The sequence below is a fragment of the Parvibaculum sp. genome (assembly GCF_002684405.1).
GTDB lineage: Bacteria > Pseudomonadota > Alphaproteobacteria > Parvibaculales > Parvibaculaceae > Parvibaculum.
Genome location: NZ_NYVD01000086.1, coordinates 16,195 through 31,386, shown reverse-complemented (window position 1 = coordinate 31,386; position 15,192 = coordinate 16,195). Strand labels below are relative to the sequence as shown.

The window sequence follows — 15,192 nt, the reverse complement described above, 5'->3', positions numbered from 1 at the left end:
CCTTGGTCCGTTTTATGAATGGTCCCGCTTTTGTACGAGACCCTGGCCGATGAAGCTCATCACCAGTTCGCCGTTCTGGTTCACGCCTTTGTTGAGGCTGCGAACGATGCCGAGATTGGGCCTGCTTTTGAGGTCGACCTTCTCGATCACCTCGGTCGAATAGGTAATCCTATCACCCACGCGCACCGGTGTCGGCCATTTGAGCTCGAGAAAACCGGGGGAGGGGCCGCCGGGCGGGCTGCCGTCGTCCTCGCCTTTGCGGGCTTTCTCCGCGATGCGGCTCTTCACCATCAGCTTCATCCAGACCGAGCAGGTATGCCAGCCGCTGGCGATGAGCCCGCCATAGGCGCTGGCTTTCGCGGCTTCCTCGTCGGTGTGAAAGGGCTGCGGGTCGAACTTCCCCGCAAAGGAGACGATGTCGTCGGCCTCGAAAATATAGCTTCCGAGTTCCGTCTTTTCGCCGATCGCGATGTCTTCGAACCAGGGCATCAGACCGCTCCCCCCGTTTCGACCGGCGCGGACGGATCGCGGCGCGCATACATGGCCCAGCCCGTCATCAGCAGGCAGACCTCGTCCTTCTGGTTGACGAGTTCGGTGCGGAATTTGGTCAGGCCCATTTCCGGGCGGCTTTTCGAGGCGCGGCGGTCGATACAGGTATTGCGTACCCGGAGAACGTCGTCGACATAGACGGGCTTCTGCCAGCGCACCTCATCCACGCCCGGTGCGCCCAGCGAGGCGCTTTGCAGGATGTAGCCGTCGCACATCATGCGCATCAGCATGGCGCAGCTGTGCCAGCCGCTGGCGCAGAGCCCGCCGAGAATGGAGGCCGCGCCGGCCTTTTCGTCGAGATGGAAGGGCTGGGGATCGTAGTCCTTGGCGAAGTCGACGATCTCTTCGCGCGTGACGTGCTTCTCGCCGAATTCGCGGGTTTCGCCCGGTACGAAATCTTCCCAGTAGAGTTCCGGCTCGCTCATGCCACCCTCTTAGTTTGCGAAGCGGAAATGCATCACGTCGCCGTCATGCACCAGATATTCCTTGCCTTCGAGCCGCATCTTGCCCGCATCCTTCGCGCCGGTTTCGCCGCCCAGCGAAATGAAGTCGTCATAGGCGATGGTTTCAGCCCGGATGAAGCCCTTCTCGAAATCGGTATGGATGACGCCCGCCGCCGCCGGCGCGAGCGTGCCGCGCGTGATGGTCCAGGCGCGGGTTTCCTTCGGGCCGCAGGTGAAATAGGTGATGAGGTCGAGCAGCGTGTAGCCCGCGCGGATGAGGCGGTCGAGGCCCGCTTCCTCCAGCCCCAGCGTTTCGAGATATTCCGCGCGCTCCTCATTGGGAAGCTGTGCAATCTCTTCCTCGATGCGGGCGGAGATGACGACGGCTTCCGCGCCTTCGGCGTTTGCGCGTTCCATCACGCGTTCGGAGTGCTTGTTGCCGGTGCCGGCGGCCTCTTCGTCCACATTGCAGACATAGAGCACGGGCTTTGCCGTCAGAAGCTGCAGCATCTCCCATGCCTTGCGGTCTTCCTCGGAGATCTTGCCGTCCGCCATCGCGGTGCGGGCAGGGCGGCCCTCGCGCAGATAGGTCAGCGCGGTCTCAACGAGGGCGAGAAGCTGCTTTGCTTCCTTGTCGCCGGTCTTCGCCTTCTTCTCGAGCGTAACGGTGCGCTTTTCCAGGCTTTCGAGGTCGGCCAGCATCAGTTCCGTCTCGACGATGTCGGCATCTTCCAGCGGGTCCACCCGGCCTTCGACATGGGTTACGTCGCCGTCTTCAAAGCAGCGCAGCACATAGGCGATCGCGTCCACTTCGCGGATATTGGCGAGGAACTGGTTGCCGAGACCTTCGCCCTTAGAGGCACCCTTCACCAGGCCCGCAATGTCCACGAAGGTGAGGCGGGTGGGGATGATCTCCTTGGAGCCCGCCGTTTCGGCGAGTTTGGGGAGGCGCGGATCTGGCACCGCCACTTCGCCGACATTGGGCTCGATGGTGCAGAAGGGATAGTTCGCGGCCTGGGCGGACGCGGTCTGTGTCAGCGCATTGAAGAGCGTGGACTTGCCCACATTGGGAAGGCCGACAATGCCGCATTTGAAGCCCATGATGAGGTCTCTTTCGTTTACTCGTTCGGTTTCTTGTCGCTTGCCGGTTTGGCCTTTTTCGGCGGCTCCGGATGGATCGCCAGATGCACCTTGTTGGCGAAGGTCGCATCCTTGCCTTCCGCCAGCATCGGCGCTGCGTCCGCGATGGCATCCAGCATGGCGTCGAGCCAGTCGGCATGCTGCGCCTTTGAAAAATCGCCCAGCACGTAAGGCATGACCGCGTCCTTGTGCCCGGGATGGCCGATGCCGATACGGACCCGGCGAAATTCGGGGCCGATATGCGAGGCGATGGAGCGGATGCCGTTATGACCCGCCGCGCCGCCACCCGTCTTTATACGGATCTTTCCGGGGTCGAGGTCCAGCTCGTCATACATCACCACCACATCGGCGGGGGATAGCTTGAAGAAGCGCATCGCCTCGCCGACGGCGCGGCCGCTTTCGTTCATATAGGTGTTCGGTTTCATCACCAGCACCTTCTCGCCGGAAAGCGTGCCCTCCGAGACCATGGCCTGGAAGCGCGCGCGCTCGGGCGAAAAGGAATGGCGGCGGATGATCGCATCCGCCGCCATGAATCCGACATTGTGTCTGTTGCGGGCGTATTTCGCGCCCGGATTGCCAAGGCCGACAAGGAGCAGCATGTCGCCCCGCGCCCCCGGCCGCCCTTACTCTTCCGAGCCGGAAGAGTCTTCGCCGCCTTCTTCCGCGGCAGGCGCTTCTTCCGCGGCTTCGGCCTCTTCGGCCCCTTCCTCGGATTCGGCAGACTGCACGGAGGCAGGCATCGCGATGGTGGCGATGGTGAAGTCGCGGTCGGCAATGGCCGGTTCCACCTTGGTCGGCAGCTTCACCGACGAGATGTGGATCGAATCGCCCATTTCGTAGCCGGCGAGGTCGATCTCGATGGCTTCGGGAATGGAGGAGGCCGGGCAGACGAGGTCCACTTCATGGCGAACGACGTTCAGCACGCCGCCGGCCTTGAGGCCCGGCGAGGCTTCTTCGTTCACGAAGTGAACCGGGATCGCCACGGTGATGGTGGCGTTCTTGCCAAGACGCAGGAAATCGATGTGGATGATGAAGTCGCGCACCGGCTCCAGCTGCACGTCACGCGGAATGACATGTTCCTTCTTGCCGTCGACCTCGATGTCGAGCGTGTGCGAGAGGAAAGTACCCGTGTGATAGAGCTTCGAGACCTCTTTGTAGCTGAGGTCGATCAGGATGGGGGACTTCTTGTCGCCGTAAATCACGGCGGGGACCCGGCCTTCGCGGCGGAGAGAACGAACAGCCCCCTTGCTGGTCTTCTCGCGCGAACGGGCCTCGAGCTTGAGCGTCTCGGCCATTTCAATTTCTCCAATAAAAACGGGGCCTTGGCGGCCCTCGATGATGTCTGCATATCTCCTCCAGGGGTGTGGAAGTGCAGACAGGCCCGCCTTATAGCGCCGGAGAGCGGAAAACTCAACCGGCAGCGGGAGTTATCCGAAATCGGGAAGATCAGTCGAACAGGCTGGAAACCGAGCGTTCCTCGGCGGTGCGCAGCATCGCTTCGCCGATCAGCGGGGCGATGGAGACGACGCGGATATTGGAGGACACGCGGACCGCTTCGGTTGCATGGATCGAGTCGGTGATGACGAGTTCCTTCAGCGCCGAGGCGGAGACGCGGGCCACCGCGCCGCCCGACAGCACGCCATGCGTCACATAGGCGGAAACCTGCGTCGCGCCCTGATCGAGCAGGGCCTGGGCGGCGTTGCAGAGCGTCCCGGCGCTGTCCACGATGTCGTCGACCAGGATACAGGAGCGGCCCTTCACGTCGCCGATGATGTTCATGACTTCCGACTCGCCCGCGCGTTCGCGGCGTTTGTCCACGATGGCAAGGTCCGCGTCGATCCGCTTGGCGATGGCGCGGGCGCGCACCACGCCGCCGACATCCGGCGAGACCACCATCAGCTTTTCGCCGTCATAATGGTTCTGGATGTCGCTGGTCAGCACCGGCGCGGCAAAAAGGTTGTCGGTCGGGATATCGAAAAAGCCCTGGATCTGCCCGGCATGGAGGTCGAGCGTCAGCACGCGGTCGGCCCCCGCCGTGGTCACCAGATTGGCCACCAGCTTCGCCGAGATCGGCGTGCGTGCCTGCGGTTTGCGGTCCTGACGGGCATAGCCGAAATAGGGCAGAACCGCCGTGATGCGTTTGGCCGAGGCACGTTTCAGCGCATCGATGATGATCAGCAGTTCCATCAGATGGTCGTTGGCGGGGTAGGAGGTCGACTGGATGACGAACACATCCTCGCCGCGGACGTTTTCCTGAATCTCCACGAATACTTCCATATCCGCGAAGCGCCGAACGACCGATTTTGTCAGCGGCAGGTTGAGGTAAGCGGCAATCGCCTCGGCGAGCGCCCGGTTCGAGTTACCAGCGACGAGTTTCATGGCGTTCCCCCTGCCCGTCGGTCAGGGAATGTCCCCCCGACGCGAGCCCCAACAGAAAATCGCCGCCCGGACATGACGCTTGAAGACGTGACGTTCCGATGACGGCGCGAGCGCGTTTTAGCAAGGGGGCCGGGAGGTGTAAACATATGTCCGGCTCCGCTTTCCATGCTTTCGTCAGCCCTGAGCGGCTATTTTGTCCGGGGTGGGCGCGATGAGCTTCAGAATTCCCTCGGCGGCAGCGCGGGCGGCCTGATCGGCAAGCGGGCCCCACCGGCCTGCGATGGCGGCGGCCTTGACGGCACGGCTCTGGCGAACTTCGCCCAGTTTCGTGCCCTGCGGGCCCGTGAGCACCCAGCGGATGGAGACATCCGTCTGCCCGTCATTGCGCGAGGCCGTCACGACTTCTCCCGTTACCTTGTAGGGACCGCCCGTCATATCCGCCAGACGGCCCTTCAGCTTTTCGGACAGCGCCTTTTCCATGGCTGCGGTCAGCGCGCGGTCGCCATCGCCGGGGGCGGGGGCGACGTCGATGCGGAAGGGCGAGGCGGAGGCGAGCCTTTGTCCCGGTCCGCCCTTGCCGTCGGGTGTCGTGTCCGGCAGGTCGGGCCTTATGCTGCCGGTCACGAGAGCGTCGTCGGCGTCATTTCCGGCCGGGGCTTTCATGGCCACCATGCTGGCGGCGGCGGTCGCCGGGGCTTCCCGGTTCGCCTCATACCAATGCGACAGCCGGGCCATGCTTTCGCTCGCCAGCCGTTCCATATCTTCCTGCCGGACCCGCTGCCAGACATTGGATTGGGCGGATCCGGCGCCGTCTCCGCCCTGCGAGGCGGGTTTTACCGCCGCCGGTCCGGTGGCGCGGGCTTCCGTCACCACGCGGTGGAGCCGGACATCGCCTTTCCCGTGAAGGTCGATGACGGCAATCAGGTAAACGCCTTCCAGCCCCTGTCCGGCGCCCAGGGCGCCGCGCAGCGTGTAGTCCCCGCCTGCTGCCGCGTCATCGGCTTCCAGAGGCAGCTTGTCCTGCCGGGCCTGGCGGGTGAGGAGGGTGCTGAATATCTGCGCAGCGGCTTCCGGCGTATCGCGCACGGCGCGGATCTCAACCGGGTCGGAGGATTTCGTTTGCGCCGTGGCTGCGTCCGGCGGTGTGGGGGAAGCGGCCCCTGCCGGGGCGGCATTGTCGATACAGGCGGCAAAGACCATCAGCGCCAGCGCGCTTGCCATGCTGGCGCGGCGCGTGGCGGGCGAATTGTGCCGGTGCCGCTTGCGGCGGCCCTTGCCGATCCTGCCTTTGCTTGCTGCCGATACGGCCACGCCGGTCGTCCCCCTGAATGTGCCGGGCCTCGCCCTGTCTTTAAGGGGACGGCACATTTCGTCGATTCGGTTCGAATCTTACCGCGATTCGGGGGAATTCGACCGTTTGCCTCCTAGTCGGCGGGGCGCAGCATGATCGCCGATATCTGGCGGCCGTAATCCTTCTCCTTCCGGTGGACCGCCCGGCGATAGGAGAAAAAGCGTTTTTCTTCCTGATAGGTGCAATGGCCCGTCACCGCCACGCTCGCCAAATCGGCCTTGTGCAGGCGCGCTTCCACATATCCGGGCAGATCGAACATGAAATGCCCGTCCCGCGCGGAGAGCTGGAACCATTCGGCATTGCCGGGATCGGCGTCCATGAAATTGTCGTGGAACTCCGGCCCGACCTCATAGGCGTCGAAGGAAATGCAGGGGCCGACCGCGGCGGCGATCCGGTTGCGCTGCGCGCCGCGTTTTTCCATCTCGGCGATCGTCGCTTCCAGTATGCCGGAAAAGGCGCCCTTCCAGCCGGCATGGGCGGCGCCCACGATCCGGGCCTGCTTGTCGGCGAAAAGCACCGGTGCGCAATCGGCGGTCAGGATACCGAGCGCGATCCCGGCCCGGTCCGTCACCATGGCGTCGGCTTCCGGTCCCTCGCCGGGCGCCCAGGCTTCGTCCACATAGACGCATCTGGCCGAGTGGACCTGATGCAGGGAGATGAGCTTCTCGCTGTCTCCGTGGAGCGAGGTGGCCACACGTTTCCGGTTTGCCTGAACCGCTTCCTTCTTGTCGCTGGAGCCGAGGCCGCAATTGAGCGAGGCATAGATGCCCTTCGACACGCCGCCTTCACGGGTGAAGAAACCGTGCCGGAGATGCGACAGAACTTCCATGGCCTTGGCGGTCACGGGGCGGGTTGCAAGCGCCGTTTCGGCGGATGTCAAACGAGTGGACATGGGCTTTACTCCAATCGCCACGAAGGCTCGCGGGTCGGTTCACGCACCGGTAAATCCGGCCGGCGGTTCCGCGCCGGCAGGGAGCAGCCCCAGCACCTTGAACAAGCTGCCCATCTGCTTCGGCGCGGTCAAGCGGTCGAGTGCGGTTTCGATGTCGCGGGCCTGGGAGGGCGATGCCTTGCGGGCCAGCGCTTCGGCGCGTGCCTGAATGCCGATTTTGGCGAGAAAGCGCCCCTGTTCGACGGGGCCGAATGTCGCGCAGCCGCCGGCCTGTGCAGCTGTCGCGATCATTTCGAAATCGACATGCGCCGTAATGTCCGCCTCGCCGGGATTTTCCAGCGGGTCGGTAAAACCGTGGCCCCGCATCGCCTGGAGCGTATCGCCCGCCGCGCTTCTGGCATGACCGTAGTCGATGATGAGCGCGGCCCCGCCATGGCCGGTGATGCGTGTGGCGATCTCCTGGGCGATGGCGGTGGAGGCGGGGGAGAGTTCGGCGATGCTTCCTTCCGCTGCGCTGCGCGCGCCTTGCGGGATCGCGCTTTCGTCCTTCAGCGGAACGGGGGAGAGCGCAAAGGCGAAGCGGGGCGCGTCGGCGCTTGCGCCGTCTGCGAGCGCCACATGCCGTTCGCACCAGCCTTGCGCGGTCTTTACGAATTGCCGGACGGGCAGTGCGTCGAAGAACTCATTTGCGATGAGGAATGTCGGGCCCGCAGGCACATCGGCCAGGCGGTCGTGCCATGTCGCATCCGGCACGCGGGCTTCCTGCTCTGCGCGCAGCGCCGGGCTCGTCTCCACGAAATGGATCTGGGCGGCTTCGGTCATGCCGGGCACGCTTTTCATGGCGCGCAAGGCGTCGGCCATCAGCGTGCCGCGCCCCGGTCCCAGCTCGACAAGGTGGAAGGGAGAGGGGGACCCCGTATCCGTCCTTTGACGTATCCAGTTGTCGGCCAGCCACAACCCGACCAGTTCGCCGAACATCTGGCTCACTTCCGGCGCGGTGATGAAGTCGCCTTTCGCGCCCAGCGGGTCGCGCGTCATGTAGTAGCCATGATCGGGATGGCCGAGCGCGATGCCCATGAATTGCGAGACGGTGATCGGTCCCGTTTCCTCGATGAGCCGGGCGATATGCAATGCCAGCGGCGTCGGCGCGCCGCTACTTTGTGCCGTCATTTCTTGTCGCTTGATTTCGCTTTGGCCGTCGCTTCGCTCTTCTTGTCGCCGCTTTTGCGCCATTCGAGGCCGAAGCCGCCCAGATAGGCAAATAGCCCCAGCCCCAGCAACACCATGGGGGCGGAAAGCAGCATGCCCATGGTCAGCCAGTGGCCGTAAAGGAAGCCGAGCTGCTCGTCGGGCTGGCGGAAGAATTCGACGAAGGTGCGCGCCGCGCCATATCCGACGAGGAACATGGCGGCGACGGTGCCCGGTTTCCGCAGGGCGGTCGTCTTGTGCGTGAAAATGCGCAGCACGATAAAGAGCAGGATGCCCTCCAGCGCCGCCTCGTAGAGCTGGCTTGGATGGCGCGGCAGGTCGCCCGCCGGGCAGAAGCCGCCATGGGTGAGCGCAATGCGCTGGTTGCAGAAGATCACGCCCCATGACACGTCGGTCACGCGGCCCCAGAGCTCGCCATTGATGAAATTGGCGAGGCGGCCGAAGAAGAGGCCGATGGGGGCGGCGGCCGTCACCAGGTCCAGCATGGTGAGTGGCTGGATTTTCCGGGAGCGCGAGAAGAGCCACATCGCCACGATCACGCCCATGGTGCCGCCATGGAAAGACATGCCGCCATGCCAGACCTTCAGCGCATCGAGCGGATGTTCCCAGTAGAAAGCCGGATTGTAGAACAGCACATAGCCGATACGGCCGCCGAGAATGACGCCGAGCGCGGCCCAGAGCAGCGAATCGTCGACCATTTCCCGGTCGAGCGGCGCGGGGCCTTTCCACAGGCCCGGCGTCTCCACCATGGAGACGATGTAGCGCCAGCCGATGACGAGCCCTGCGATATAGGCCAGCGCATACCAGCGAATGGCAATGGGGCCCCATGAGATCAGCACGGGATCTATGTCGGGGAAGACGATGGCGGCGCTGTGCATGGGTTACGGTCCGGCTGGGTGGGGGCGGGCGGCGCTAGTTTGACTTTGGGCGTGGCCGAGTCAACCTCGGCTCCCTATCTATGGATAAGGCGCGTCGAATAGCGGGGTTCGCAGGACGCCGCCTGCGAGCTAGAGTGCGCGCCAGTCCCAAGGAGCCAGACCCATGACGCAGACCCAGAACAAGATTCTCGAAGAAATGAGCCGGTTTTTCACCAATGCCGCCGGTGCCGCGCAGGGTGTGCGCACGGAAGTGGAAACGGTGATCCGCTCCCAGGCCGAGCGCCTCATTGCCGATATGGACCTCGTCCATCGCGAGGAGTTCGAGGCGGTGCAGGACATGGCCCGGCTGGCGCGCGAGGAAAACGAGGCGCTGAAGAAGCGTATCGAGGCGCTGGAAAAGGCGGCCAAGCCGGCTGCGAAGAAGCCCGCCGCCAAGAAAGCCGCCCCGAAGAAGAAGCCCGCGGCCAAGACGGCCGAGTAAGCGGCGACTATCCCCAGCTAATCGCACTTGTCCCCAGCCTTGCGGGCTTTTCGGGGTCGCGCGGGCTTGCGCCGACTCAAAGCATCGGGCACGGTTAATTTGTGTTTCGGGGCCGGGTCGCCCCCCATATATGGGGTGGCCGGGCCGCAGGGGACTGCGTTTGATGCGGGGACATATATGACGGGCTCTGTGCTTCAAGCCGATGATTTCGACGCCAATCCACTCGATCTTCTTGAACAGGTAGCCTCCATCCGCGACTGGTTTTTCGAACGCAGTCACGAGGACGAGTTGAATATCTGCGTCGCGGGCGAGTGGCGCGACTACCAGATTTCCCTCAACTGGCGGACGGATCTCGCAGGGCTTCATATCGCCTGCGCGCTGGATGTGCGCGTGCCCGCCGACAAACGCCCCGCCATCCGTCATCTGCTGACCCTCATCAACGAGCAGCTCTGGTCCGGCCATTTCGACATCTGGTCGGAGGACGGGGTGATCCTGTTCCGTAATTCGCTGCTGCTTTGCGGTGGCGCGTCGGCGACGCCGGAGCAATGCGAAGCGCTGCTGCGCCTCGCGGTGGAGGCCTGCGAGCGTTATTATCCCGCCATCCAGTTCGTGATGTGGGCCGGCAAGACCGCCGACGAGGCGATTGCCGCGGCCATGTTCGAAACAGAAGGCAATGCCTGAGCAATCGGGCCCAAGCGATCAGAGATAATCGTCATGGCAATCGATCTTGAACGTCCGCTGGTCCTTGTGGGGGCCGGCAAGATGGGCGGCGCGCTTTTGGCCGGATGGCTCGATGGCGGCGTCGCGCCCGGCCTTGTGGCCATCCGCGATCCCCACCTGTCGGACGACATTGCCGCGCTGGCCAAGGAGCGCGGCGTGCGTCTCGATACGTCCATCGACGATCTTGCCGCGCTGAAACCGGCCGCCGTGGTGCTGGCGGTGAAGCCTCAGGCCATGCCGGATGTGCTGCCGGCGCTTCAGCCTCTCGTTGCGCCGGAAACGCTGTTCGTTTCCATCGCGGCGGGGATGGGGGCGGACAGGCTCGACGAATTGCTGGGCGGCGGCGCGGCGATCGTGCGGGCCATGCCCAATACGCCTGCCTCCGTGGGGCGTGGCATCACCGGCGGTTTCGCCAATGCGCGTGTGACACAGGATCAGAAAAAACTCGCCGATGCGCTTCTGGCGGCAGTCGGCGAGGCGGTCTGGATCGAGGACGAGGCGCTGATGGACGCCGTCACCGCGATTTCCGGCAGCGGTCCGGCCTATGTGTTTCATCTGGTCGAGGCGATGGCCGCCGCAGGCGTTTCGCTCGGGCTGCCGGAGGAAACCGCCATGCGGCTCGCCCGCGCCACGGTGAGCGGGGCAGGCGAAATGCTCCATCGCTCCGATCTCGATGCGGGCACGTTGCGCAAGAACGTCACCTCGCCGGGCGGCACGACCGCCGCTGCGCTCGACGTGCTGATGGGTGGCGAAGCGCTGACCGAGCTGATGAAGAAAGCCGCTCTGGCCGCGCGCGACCGGGGCCGCGATCTGGGTAAGTAATCCTCTCGGCTCGTTTTCGGCCCGCTTCCCGACTATCCTCCTTCCCTGAACGAACAGGAGAGGCGTCATGGCGCGTAAATTGACCCCGGAAGAAAAGATCGTGAATGCCGCGCTTCGGCTTGCCGGGAAGCGCGGCTGGGCGGATCTGTCGCTCGCCGACATCGCGAAGGAAGCGAAACTCGGCCTGGGCGAGCTGTCCGCTCTGTATTCCTCCAAGACGCAGATCCTTGCGGCCTATGCGCAGCGTATCGATGCACAGGTGCTGAAGATGGCGGATGAGGAAGGGCTGGAGGACGAGCCCGTCCGCGACCGGCTTTTCGACGTCATCATGCTGCGCTTCGATGCCATGGCGAAGGACAAGCCGGCGCTGAAGCGCATTACCTGGGATTTGGAGCGCGATCCGGTGGCGGCGCTTGCGCTCATGCCCTCCACGCTCCAGTCCATGGGGTGGATGCTGGAGGCGGCGGGGATCGACAGTTCGGGCTGGCGCGGGCTTATCCGCGTGCGGGGCATGGCGCTCTTCTGGGCGCGCATTCTGAAAGTCTGGTTCGATGACGACGAGGATCAGGCGCGCACCATGGCCGCGCTCGACAAGCGGTTGCGGCAGGGCGAGGAGTGGTTCGCCCGCGCGCAGGATTTCATGTCGAAGCGTCCGCGCCCGGCCACGCGCCGCGGGAAGCCCGGAAATGACGATGCGAAGGATGCGGCATGAGCGGGGAAGCGGCGCCGGAGATTTCCTTCGACGATTTTCTGAAAGTCGATATCCGCATCGGCACGGTGGTCGAGGCGGAGCCTTTTCCCGAGGCGCGCAAACCCGCCATCAAGCTCCGCATCGATTTCGGTGCCGATATCGGCGTGAAAAAGAGTTCCGCGCAGATTACCGATCGCTATGCGCCGGAGGCGCTTGTCGGACGGCAGGTGATGGCGGTGGTGAATTTTCCGCCGCGTCAGATCGGTCCCTTCATGTCGGAAGTGCTGACGCTCGGCTTTCCCGATGAGGAGGGAAAGATCGTGCTGGCGGGCGCCGACGGCAAATTGCCGGACGGGGCGCGGCTCGCCTGATCCCTTTCAGAAGTGAAACACCCGGCAGGAGGTGATCCTGCCGCCGCCCCATTCCATCGTTTCCATCACACGCATACGGTTTGTCTCGTCGCCGTTCAGGATGCGCCAATATTCCACGGCGGCGCGGCCTGTCTCGTCATCGCCGTCCGCGATGACGTTGAAAATGTCCGCGCGGAAACTCTTCAGCGCCTTGGCCGAGGCGGTCGCATATTCGAGCACTTCTTCCGGTCCGTGCAGCGTGGCGTCTTCCTTGCCCAGTCTCTCTCGCACCACGCCGCTCATATGCGTGCCGTCCGGCGCGTAAAGAGCTGCGACCGCTTGCGGGTCGAGCGCTTCCCAAGCCGCTTTCCAGCGGGCGACCATGGCGGGCAGGGCGATCATACGGGGACATCCACAATGGCGCGCAACCCGCCGGCTGGGCTTCGCGATAAGGTGATTTCGCCGCCATGGCCGCGCGCGATGTCGCGGGCGATGGCAAGGCCGAGGCCGGAGCCGCCTTCATCCAGATTGCGGCTGTCGTCGAGCCGATAGAAGGGGCGGAAGACTTCTTCCAGCTGGTCGTCGGGAATGCCCGGGCCGTCATCGTCCACCACGATTTCGATATCGGCGCCCGGATCGCTCATATCGCGGAAGCCGGTAATCCAGACCGTGTCGCCATATTTGCAGGCATTGCCGACGAGATTGGCAAGGCAGCGTTTGAAGGCGCTTCGGCGCAGCGGTACGCGCAGATCGCCCTGCACGGTGACGGTGACGTTGCAGCCCTTGCGTTGCCAGTCATTGCAGGTCTCGCGCAGCAATTCGCCGAGGTCGGTTTCCTCCGTCGCCTCGCCGCGATGGCCGCGCGCGAACTCCAGATAGTCGTCCAGCATGCGCTGCATCTCGTCGATGTCCCTGCGCATTTCCTGGACCTGCGGGTCGTCGCCCATCATGGCGAGTTCGAGGCGCATGCGGGTGAGCGGCGTTCTCAGGTCGTGGCTTACGCCCGCCAGCATGGCGGTGCGCTGGGCGATCTGGCGTTCGATACGATTGCGCATGTCGAGAAAGGCTTCCGCGGCGCGGCGGACTTCGGAGGCGCCGCGCGGGCGGAAGCTCGGCACGTCGCGCCCCATGCCGAAACTTTCCGCGGCTTCGGCGAGGCGTTCGATGGGGCGGATCTGGTTTCTCAGAAACAGGATCGCGACCACGACCAGCACAAAGGATGTGCCGACCATCCAGACGAGGAAGATATGCGAGTTGGTCGCGTAGACATGGCTCGCCGGCGACAGCGTCCGCATGACGCCGCCATTATAGGCGACGCGGATGTCGATATAGTCGGTGTATCTGCTGGTATCGATCCAGAAGGGACGCTTTACCTTTTCGCGCAGATTGGCGCTCAGCGAATTTTCCAGCAGGCCGCCCGAGGACGCAGGCCTGTCGGGCAGCTTCTCGCCCGGCAGGAAGGCGACCGACAGCGTCAGCGTCTCGCGCGCTTCCTTCGACAGCGTTTCGGCACGTTCCTTTGTCGGGTCGCGCTCATACTCGTCCAGCAGCAGGGCGATCTCGGAAACGGCGCTGGCCGAGAGCCGTTCGGTGACGAGTTGCCAGTGCCGTTCCAGAAACATGTAGGTCACGACGATCTGCAAGAGCACCATCGGCGCGACGATGATGATGAGCGACCGGCCGTAAAGGCCTCGTGGCAGCATGTTCTTGATGAAACGGGTCATCGACACTCTATTCGCTCCGCTTCTTCTGTGCGCATCAATCCGGCATCAGCACGTAGCCTTCGCCACGCACGGTCTGCAGGTAAAGCGGATTGCGGGGATCGTCCTCGACCTTGCGGCGGAGCCGGTTGATCTGGACGTCGATGGATCTCTCGGCCGCTTCGTTCTCGCAAAGATCGAGGCGGGAAATTGTCTGGCCGGGATGGGCGGCGAAGATGCGCAGGAGCTGCACTTCGCGCGTCGTCAGCCGGACGAGCTGTCCGTCGCGGCGCAGTTCGCCGCGCTGGGGATTGAATTCGCAGCCGCCGAAGGTCATCGCGCCGGAGGCCGCCTTGCCGCCCGCGGATCGGGTCCGGCGCAGAATGGTTCCGACGCGCAGCAGCAATTCGCGCGGTTCGAAGGGTTTGGCGAGATAGTCGTCCACGCCGCGCTCCAGCCCGTCGATCCGGTCGCTCGCATCGCCGCGCGCGGTCAGCATCAGGATCGGCACATTGGAGGTGCGCCGGACGGAGGTTGCGAAGTCGAACCCGTTTTCGCCCGGCATCATCACGTCGAGGACGATCAGGTCGAAGGCAAGCCCTTCCAGCCTTGCCCGCGCTTCGCCTGCGTGCTCGGCCACCGTGACGCGATAGCCGTTTTCGCTCAGGAAGCGTTTCAGCAATTCGCGGATGCGTCGGTCGTCATCCACGATGAGCACATGCGGTGCGTCGTCGCCCGGCAGGGGCCCGGCGGCGGTTTCGGGCTCCCCGGCGGCGTTCATGGCTTGCGTCCTTTCGGGCGGTCCCGGCCGTCGGCGAGGCGGTCTTCCACCTCCGAACGGTTTTCCTTGTTCAGCAGCGCCAGCATCACCTTGCGCCAGGCGTCCTCGGCATCGCTGCCGGCTTCCGCACCGGCTTCCAGAAGCGCGCGGGCGACGCGCTCTCGCTGCGGAGCGGCCAGCCTGTCGTTCAGGTCGCGCCCCGCCTCGGTGAGGTAGAGCAGGCGCTGGCGGCGGTCCTTGCGTCCCGTTTCCTGCGCCACGAAGCCGCGCTCGATGAGCTGCTTCAGCACCCGTGCGAGGCTTTGCTTGGTAATACGGAGAATATCGAGGAGTTCGGCTACCGTTATGCCGGGGTTTCGGCCGACGAAATGGATCACGCGGTGGTGCGCCCGGCCGAAATCATATTCCGCCAGCAGGGCATCGGGATCGGAGATGAAGTCCCGATAGGCGAAAAACAGGAGCTCGATCGCCTCCACAAGGCGTGTCGCATCATCGGCCTCGCCGGCCGCGTCCGCGCCTTTTTCAGCGGGGGCGGTCTCTCGGGCTCTTTCGGGGGCGGGCGTCTCCTTGGTCACGTGCTTTTTCACCGGTGTCGCAATCGGCATGATTTTATGTCAGCCATATTGACATATTTTTTCCGCAGCGCTAGCCTCTGATCGCTCGCTGGGTTGAGTAAATGCATGCCCCCGAAGGGCGGGTGGCATCCTCGATTCTTCCAGACGATAATATAGACAGCCCCATAACACCCAAGAGGGATATGCGGCCGGGCCCTTAAGAGGCTCACCGGATAGACCGAAAGAGGCAAG

The 15,192-nt window shown here is 64.2% G+C and carries 19 protein-coding genes; 5 read left to right on the top strand and 14 right to left on the bottom strand.

The window, feature by feature from the left end; translation table 11 throughout:
* Positions 1 to 12 precede the first annotated feature (12 nt).
* From CMI59_RS07645 to lgt, 10 genes are all read right to left on the bottom strand, one after another.
* Positions 13 to 489 carry a MaoC family dehydratase gene (locus CMI59_RS07645; protein WP_293326866.1) on the bottom strand — a complete coding sequence of 159 codons (477 nt, stop codon included), beginning with the start codon at positions 487 to 489 and terminating at the stop codon, positions 13 to 15.
* Positions 489 to 974: a MaoC family dehydratase gene (locus tag CMI59_RS07640; RefSeq protein ID WP_293326864.1), complete on the bottom strand. Its 486-nt coding sequence runs from the start codon at positions 972 to 974 to the stop codon at positions 489 to 491. Before CMI59_RS07640 ends, CMI59_RS07645 begins: the two co-directional genes overlap by 1 nt.
* A gap of 9 nt (positions 975 to 983) precedes the next feature.
* A complete protein-coding gene (gene ychF / locus CMI59_RS07635; RefSeq protein ID WP_293326862.1) occupies positions 984 to 2,093 on the bottom strand; it encodes a redox-regulated ATPase YchF in 1,110 nt (369 codons plus the stop codon).
* Positions 2,094 to 2,110: 17 nt separating this feature from the next.
* Positions 2,111 to 2,731 carry an aminoacyl-tRNA hydrolase gene (gene pth / locus CMI59_RS07630; RefSeq protein ID WP_293326860.1) on the bottom strand — a complete coding sequence of 207 codons (621 nt, stop codon included), beginning with the start codon at positions 2,729 to 2,731 and terminating at the stop codon, positions 2,111 to 2,113.
* Between the two features lie 24 nt (positions 2,732 to 2,755).
* Positions 2,756 to 3,427 (bottom strand): 50S ribosomal protein L25/general stress protein Ctc, encoded by a 672-nt coding sequence (locus tag CMI59_RS07625; RefSeq protein ID WP_293326858.1) that lies wholly within the window; start codon positions 3,425 to 3,427, stop codon positions 2,756 to 2,758.
* 151 nt (positions 3,428 to 3,578) lie between these two features.
* The gene (locus CMI59_RS07620; RefSeq protein WP_293326855.1) at positions 3,579 to 4,511 is read right to left on the bottom strand and encodes a ribose-phosphate pyrophosphokinase; all 933 of its coding nucleotides are present in this window, start codon (positions 4,509 to 4,511) and stop codon (positions 3,579 to 3,581) included.
* Positions 4,512 to 4,685: 174 nt separating this feature from the next.
* Positions 4,686 to 5,822, bottom strand: coding sequence for a hypothetical protein (locus tag CMI59_RS07615; protein WP_293326853.1), 1,137 nt, complete (start codon positions 5,820 to 5,822; stop codon positions 4,686 to 4,688).
* Between the two features lie 113 nt (positions 5,823 to 5,935).
* Positions 5,936 to 6,754, bottom strand: a complete 819-nt coding sequence (gene pgeF / locus CMI59_RS07610) for a peptidoglycan editing factor PgeF (RefSeq protein WP_293326851.1) — start codon at positions 6,752 to 6,754, stop codon at positions 5,936 to 5,938.
* A 39-nt stretch (positions 6,755 to 6,793) separates the two neighbouring features.
* Positions 6,794 to 7,924: an SAM-dependent methyltransferase gene (locus tag CMI59_RS07605; RefSeq protein ID WP_293326849.1), complete on the bottom strand. Its 1,131-nt coding sequence runs from the start codon at positions 7,922 to 7,924 to the stop codon at positions 6,794 to 6,796.
* The gene (lgt, locus tag CMI59_RS07600; RefSeq protein ID WP_293326847.1) at positions 7,921 to 8,841 is read right to left on the bottom strand and encodes a prolipoprotein diacylglyceryl transferase; all 921 of its coding nucleotides are present in this window, start codon (positions 8,839 to 8,841) and stop codon (positions 7,921 to 7,923) included. The genes CMI59_RS07605 and lgt overlap by 4 nt, the downstream gene beginning before the upstream one ends.
* A 163-nt stretch (positions 8,842 to 9,004) precedes the next feature.
* Between lgt and CMI59_RS07595 the strand changes: the two genes are divergently transcribed.
* The 5 genes from CMI59_RS07595 (at position 9,005) to CMI59_RS07575 (ending at position 11,926) form a co-directional block, all read left to right on the top strand.
* Positions 9,005 to 9,322, top strand: coding sequence for an accessory factor UbiK family protein (locus CMI59_RS07595; RefSeq protein WP_293326845.1), 318 nt, complete (start codon positions 9,005 to 9,007; stop codon positions 9,320 to 9,322).
* A gap of 177 nt (positions 9,323 to 9,499) precedes the next feature.
* Positions 9,500 to 10,003 carry a YbjN domain-containing protein gene (locus tag CMI59_RS07590; RefSeq protein ID WP_293326843.1) on the top strand — a complete coding sequence of 168 codons (504 nt, stop codon included), beginning with the start codon at positions 9,500 to 9,502 and terminating at the stop codon, positions 10,001 to 10,003.
* 33 nt (positions 10,004 to 10,036) lie between these two features.
* Positions 10,037 to 10,864 (top strand): pyrroline-5-carboxylate reductase, encoded by an 828-nt coding sequence (gene proC / locus CMI59_RS07585; RefSeq protein WP_293326841.1) that lies wholly within the window; start codon positions 10,037 to 10,039, stop codon positions 10,862 to 10,864.
* A 67-nt stretch (positions 10,865 to 10,931) separates the two neighbouring features.
* Complete coding sequence (locus CMI59_RS07580) at positions 10,932 to 11,576, top strand: helix-turn-helix domain-containing protein (RefSeq protein WP_293326838.1); 645 nt, start codon at positions 10,932 to 10,934, stop codon at positions 11,574 to 11,576.
* Positions 11,573 to 11,926 (top strand): tRNA-binding protein, encoded by a 354-nt coding sequence (locus CMI59_RS07575; protein WP_293326836.1) that lies wholly within the window; start codon positions 11,573 to 11,575, stop codon positions 11,924 to 11,926. The genes CMI59_RS07580 and CMI59_RS07575 overlap by 4 nt, the downstream gene beginning before the upstream one ends.
* 6 nt (positions 11,927 to 11,932) lie before the next feature.
* Here the strand turns inward: CMI59_RS07575 and CMI59_RS07570 are convergent, their stop codons facing one another.
* From CMI59_RS07570 to CMI59_RS07555, 4 genes are read right to left on the bottom strand one after another with little or no spacing between them, the layout of a single operon-like run.
* Positions 11,933 to 12,307: a nuclear transport factor 2 family protein gene (locus tag CMI59_RS07570; protein WP_293326834.1), complete on the bottom strand. Its 375-nt coding sequence runs from the start codon at positions 12,305 to 12,307 to the stop codon at positions 11,933 to 11,935.
* On the bottom strand, positions 12,304 to 13,629 hold the full coding sequence (locus tag CMI59_RS07565; protein WP_293326904.1) for an ATP-binding protein: 1,326 nt from the start codon (positions 13,627 to 13,629) through the stop codon (positions 12,304 to 12,306). Before CMI59_RS07565 ends, CMI59_RS07570 begins: the two co-directional genes overlap by 4 nt.
* 34 nt (positions 13,630 to 13,663) lie before the next feature.
* Positions 13,664 to 14,386 carry a response regulator transcription factor gene (locus CMI59_RS07560; RefSeq protein ID WP_293326832.1) on the bottom strand — a complete coding sequence of 241 codons (723 nt, stop codon included), beginning with the start codon at positions 14,384 to 14,386 and terminating at the stop codon, positions 13,664 to 13,666.
* Positions 14,383 to 14,991 (bottom strand): MarR family transcriptional regulator, encoded by a 609-nt coding sequence (locus tag CMI59_RS07555; RefSeq protein WP_293326830.1) that lies wholly within the window; start codon positions 14,989 to 14,991, stop codon positions 14,383 to 14,385. The genes CMI59_RS07560 and CMI59_RS07555 overlap by 4 nt, the downstream gene beginning before the upstream one ends.
* Positions 14,992 to 15,192 lie beyond the last annotated feature (201 nt).

Excerpts from the sequence above, each read along its gene's own strand:
- CMI59_RS07645 (WP_293326866.1), bottom strand. The coding sequence starts at position 489 with ATGCCCTGGTTCGAAGACATCGCGATCGGCGAAAAGACGGAACTCGGA.
- CMI59_RS07640 (WP_293326864.1), bottom strand. The coding sequence starts at position 974 with ATGAGCGAGCCGGAACTCTACTGGGAAGATTTCGTACCGGGCGAAACC.
- ychF (WP_293326862.1), bottom strand. The coding sequence starts at position 2,093 with ATGGGCTTCAAATGCGGCATTGTCGGCCTTCCCAATGTGGGCAAGTCC.
- pth (WP_293326860.1), bottom strand. The coding sequence starts at position 2,731 with ATGCTGCTCCTTGTCGGCCTTGGCAATCCGGGCGCGAAATACGCCCGC.
- CMI59_RS07625 (WP_293326858.1), bottom strand. The coding sequence starts at position 3,427 with ATGGCCGAGACGCTCAAGCTCGAGGCCCGTTCGCGCGAGAAGACCAGC.
- CMI59_RS07620 (WP_293326855.1), bottom strand. The coding sequence starts at position 4,511 with ATGAAACTCGTCGCTGGTAACTCGAACCGGGCGCTCGCCGAGGCGATT.
- pgeF (WP_293326851.1), bottom strand. The coding sequence starts at position 6,754 with ATGTCCACTCGTTTGACATCCGCCGAAACGGCGCTTGCAACCCGCCCC.
- CMI59_RS07605 (WP_293326849.1), bottom strand. The coding sequence starts at position 7,924 with ATGACGGCACAAAGTAGCGGCGCGCCGACGCCGCTGGCATTGCATATC.
- lgt (WP_293326847.1), bottom strand. The coding sequence starts at position 8,841 with ATGCACAGCGCCGCCATCGTCTTCCCCGACATAGATCCCGTGCTGATC.
- CMI59_RS07595 (WP_293326845.1), top strand. The coding sequence starts at position 9,005 with ATGACGCAGACCCAGAACAAGATTCTCGAAGAAATGAGCCGGTTTTTC.
- CMI59_RS07590 (WP_293326843.1), top strand. The coding sequence starts at position 9,500 with ATGACGGGCTCTGTGCTTCAAGCCGATGATTTCGACGCCAATCCACTC.
- proC (WP_293326841.1), top strand. The coding sequence starts at position 10,037 with ATGGCAATCGATCTTGAACGTCCGCTGGTCCTTGTGGGGGCCGGCAAG.
- CMI59_RS07580 (WP_293326838.1), top strand. The coding sequence starts at position 10,932 with ATGGCGCGTAAATTGACCCCGGAAGAAAAGATCGTGAATGCCGCGCTT.
- CMI59_RS07575 (WP_293326836.1), top strand. The coding sequence starts at position 11,573 with ATGAGCGGGGAAGCGGCGCCGGAGATTTCCTTCGACGATTTTCTGAAA.
- CMI59_RS07570 (WP_293326834.1), bottom strand. The coding sequence starts at position 12,307 with ATGATCGCCCTGCCCGCCATGGTCGCCCGCTGGAAAGCGGCTTGGGAA.
- CMI59_RS07565 (WP_293326904.1), bottom strand. The coding sequence starts at position 13,629 with ATGACCCGTTTCATCAAGAACATGCTGCCACGAGGCCTTTACGGCCGG.
- CMI59_RS07560 (WP_293326832.1), bottom strand. The coding sequence starts at position 14,386 with ATGAACGCCGCCGGGGAGCCCGAAACCGCCGCCGGGCCCCTGCCGGGC.
- CMI59_RS07555 (WP_293326830.1), bottom strand. The coding sequence starts at position 14,991 with ATGCCGATTGCGACACCGGTGAAAAAGCACGTGACCAAGGAGACGCCC.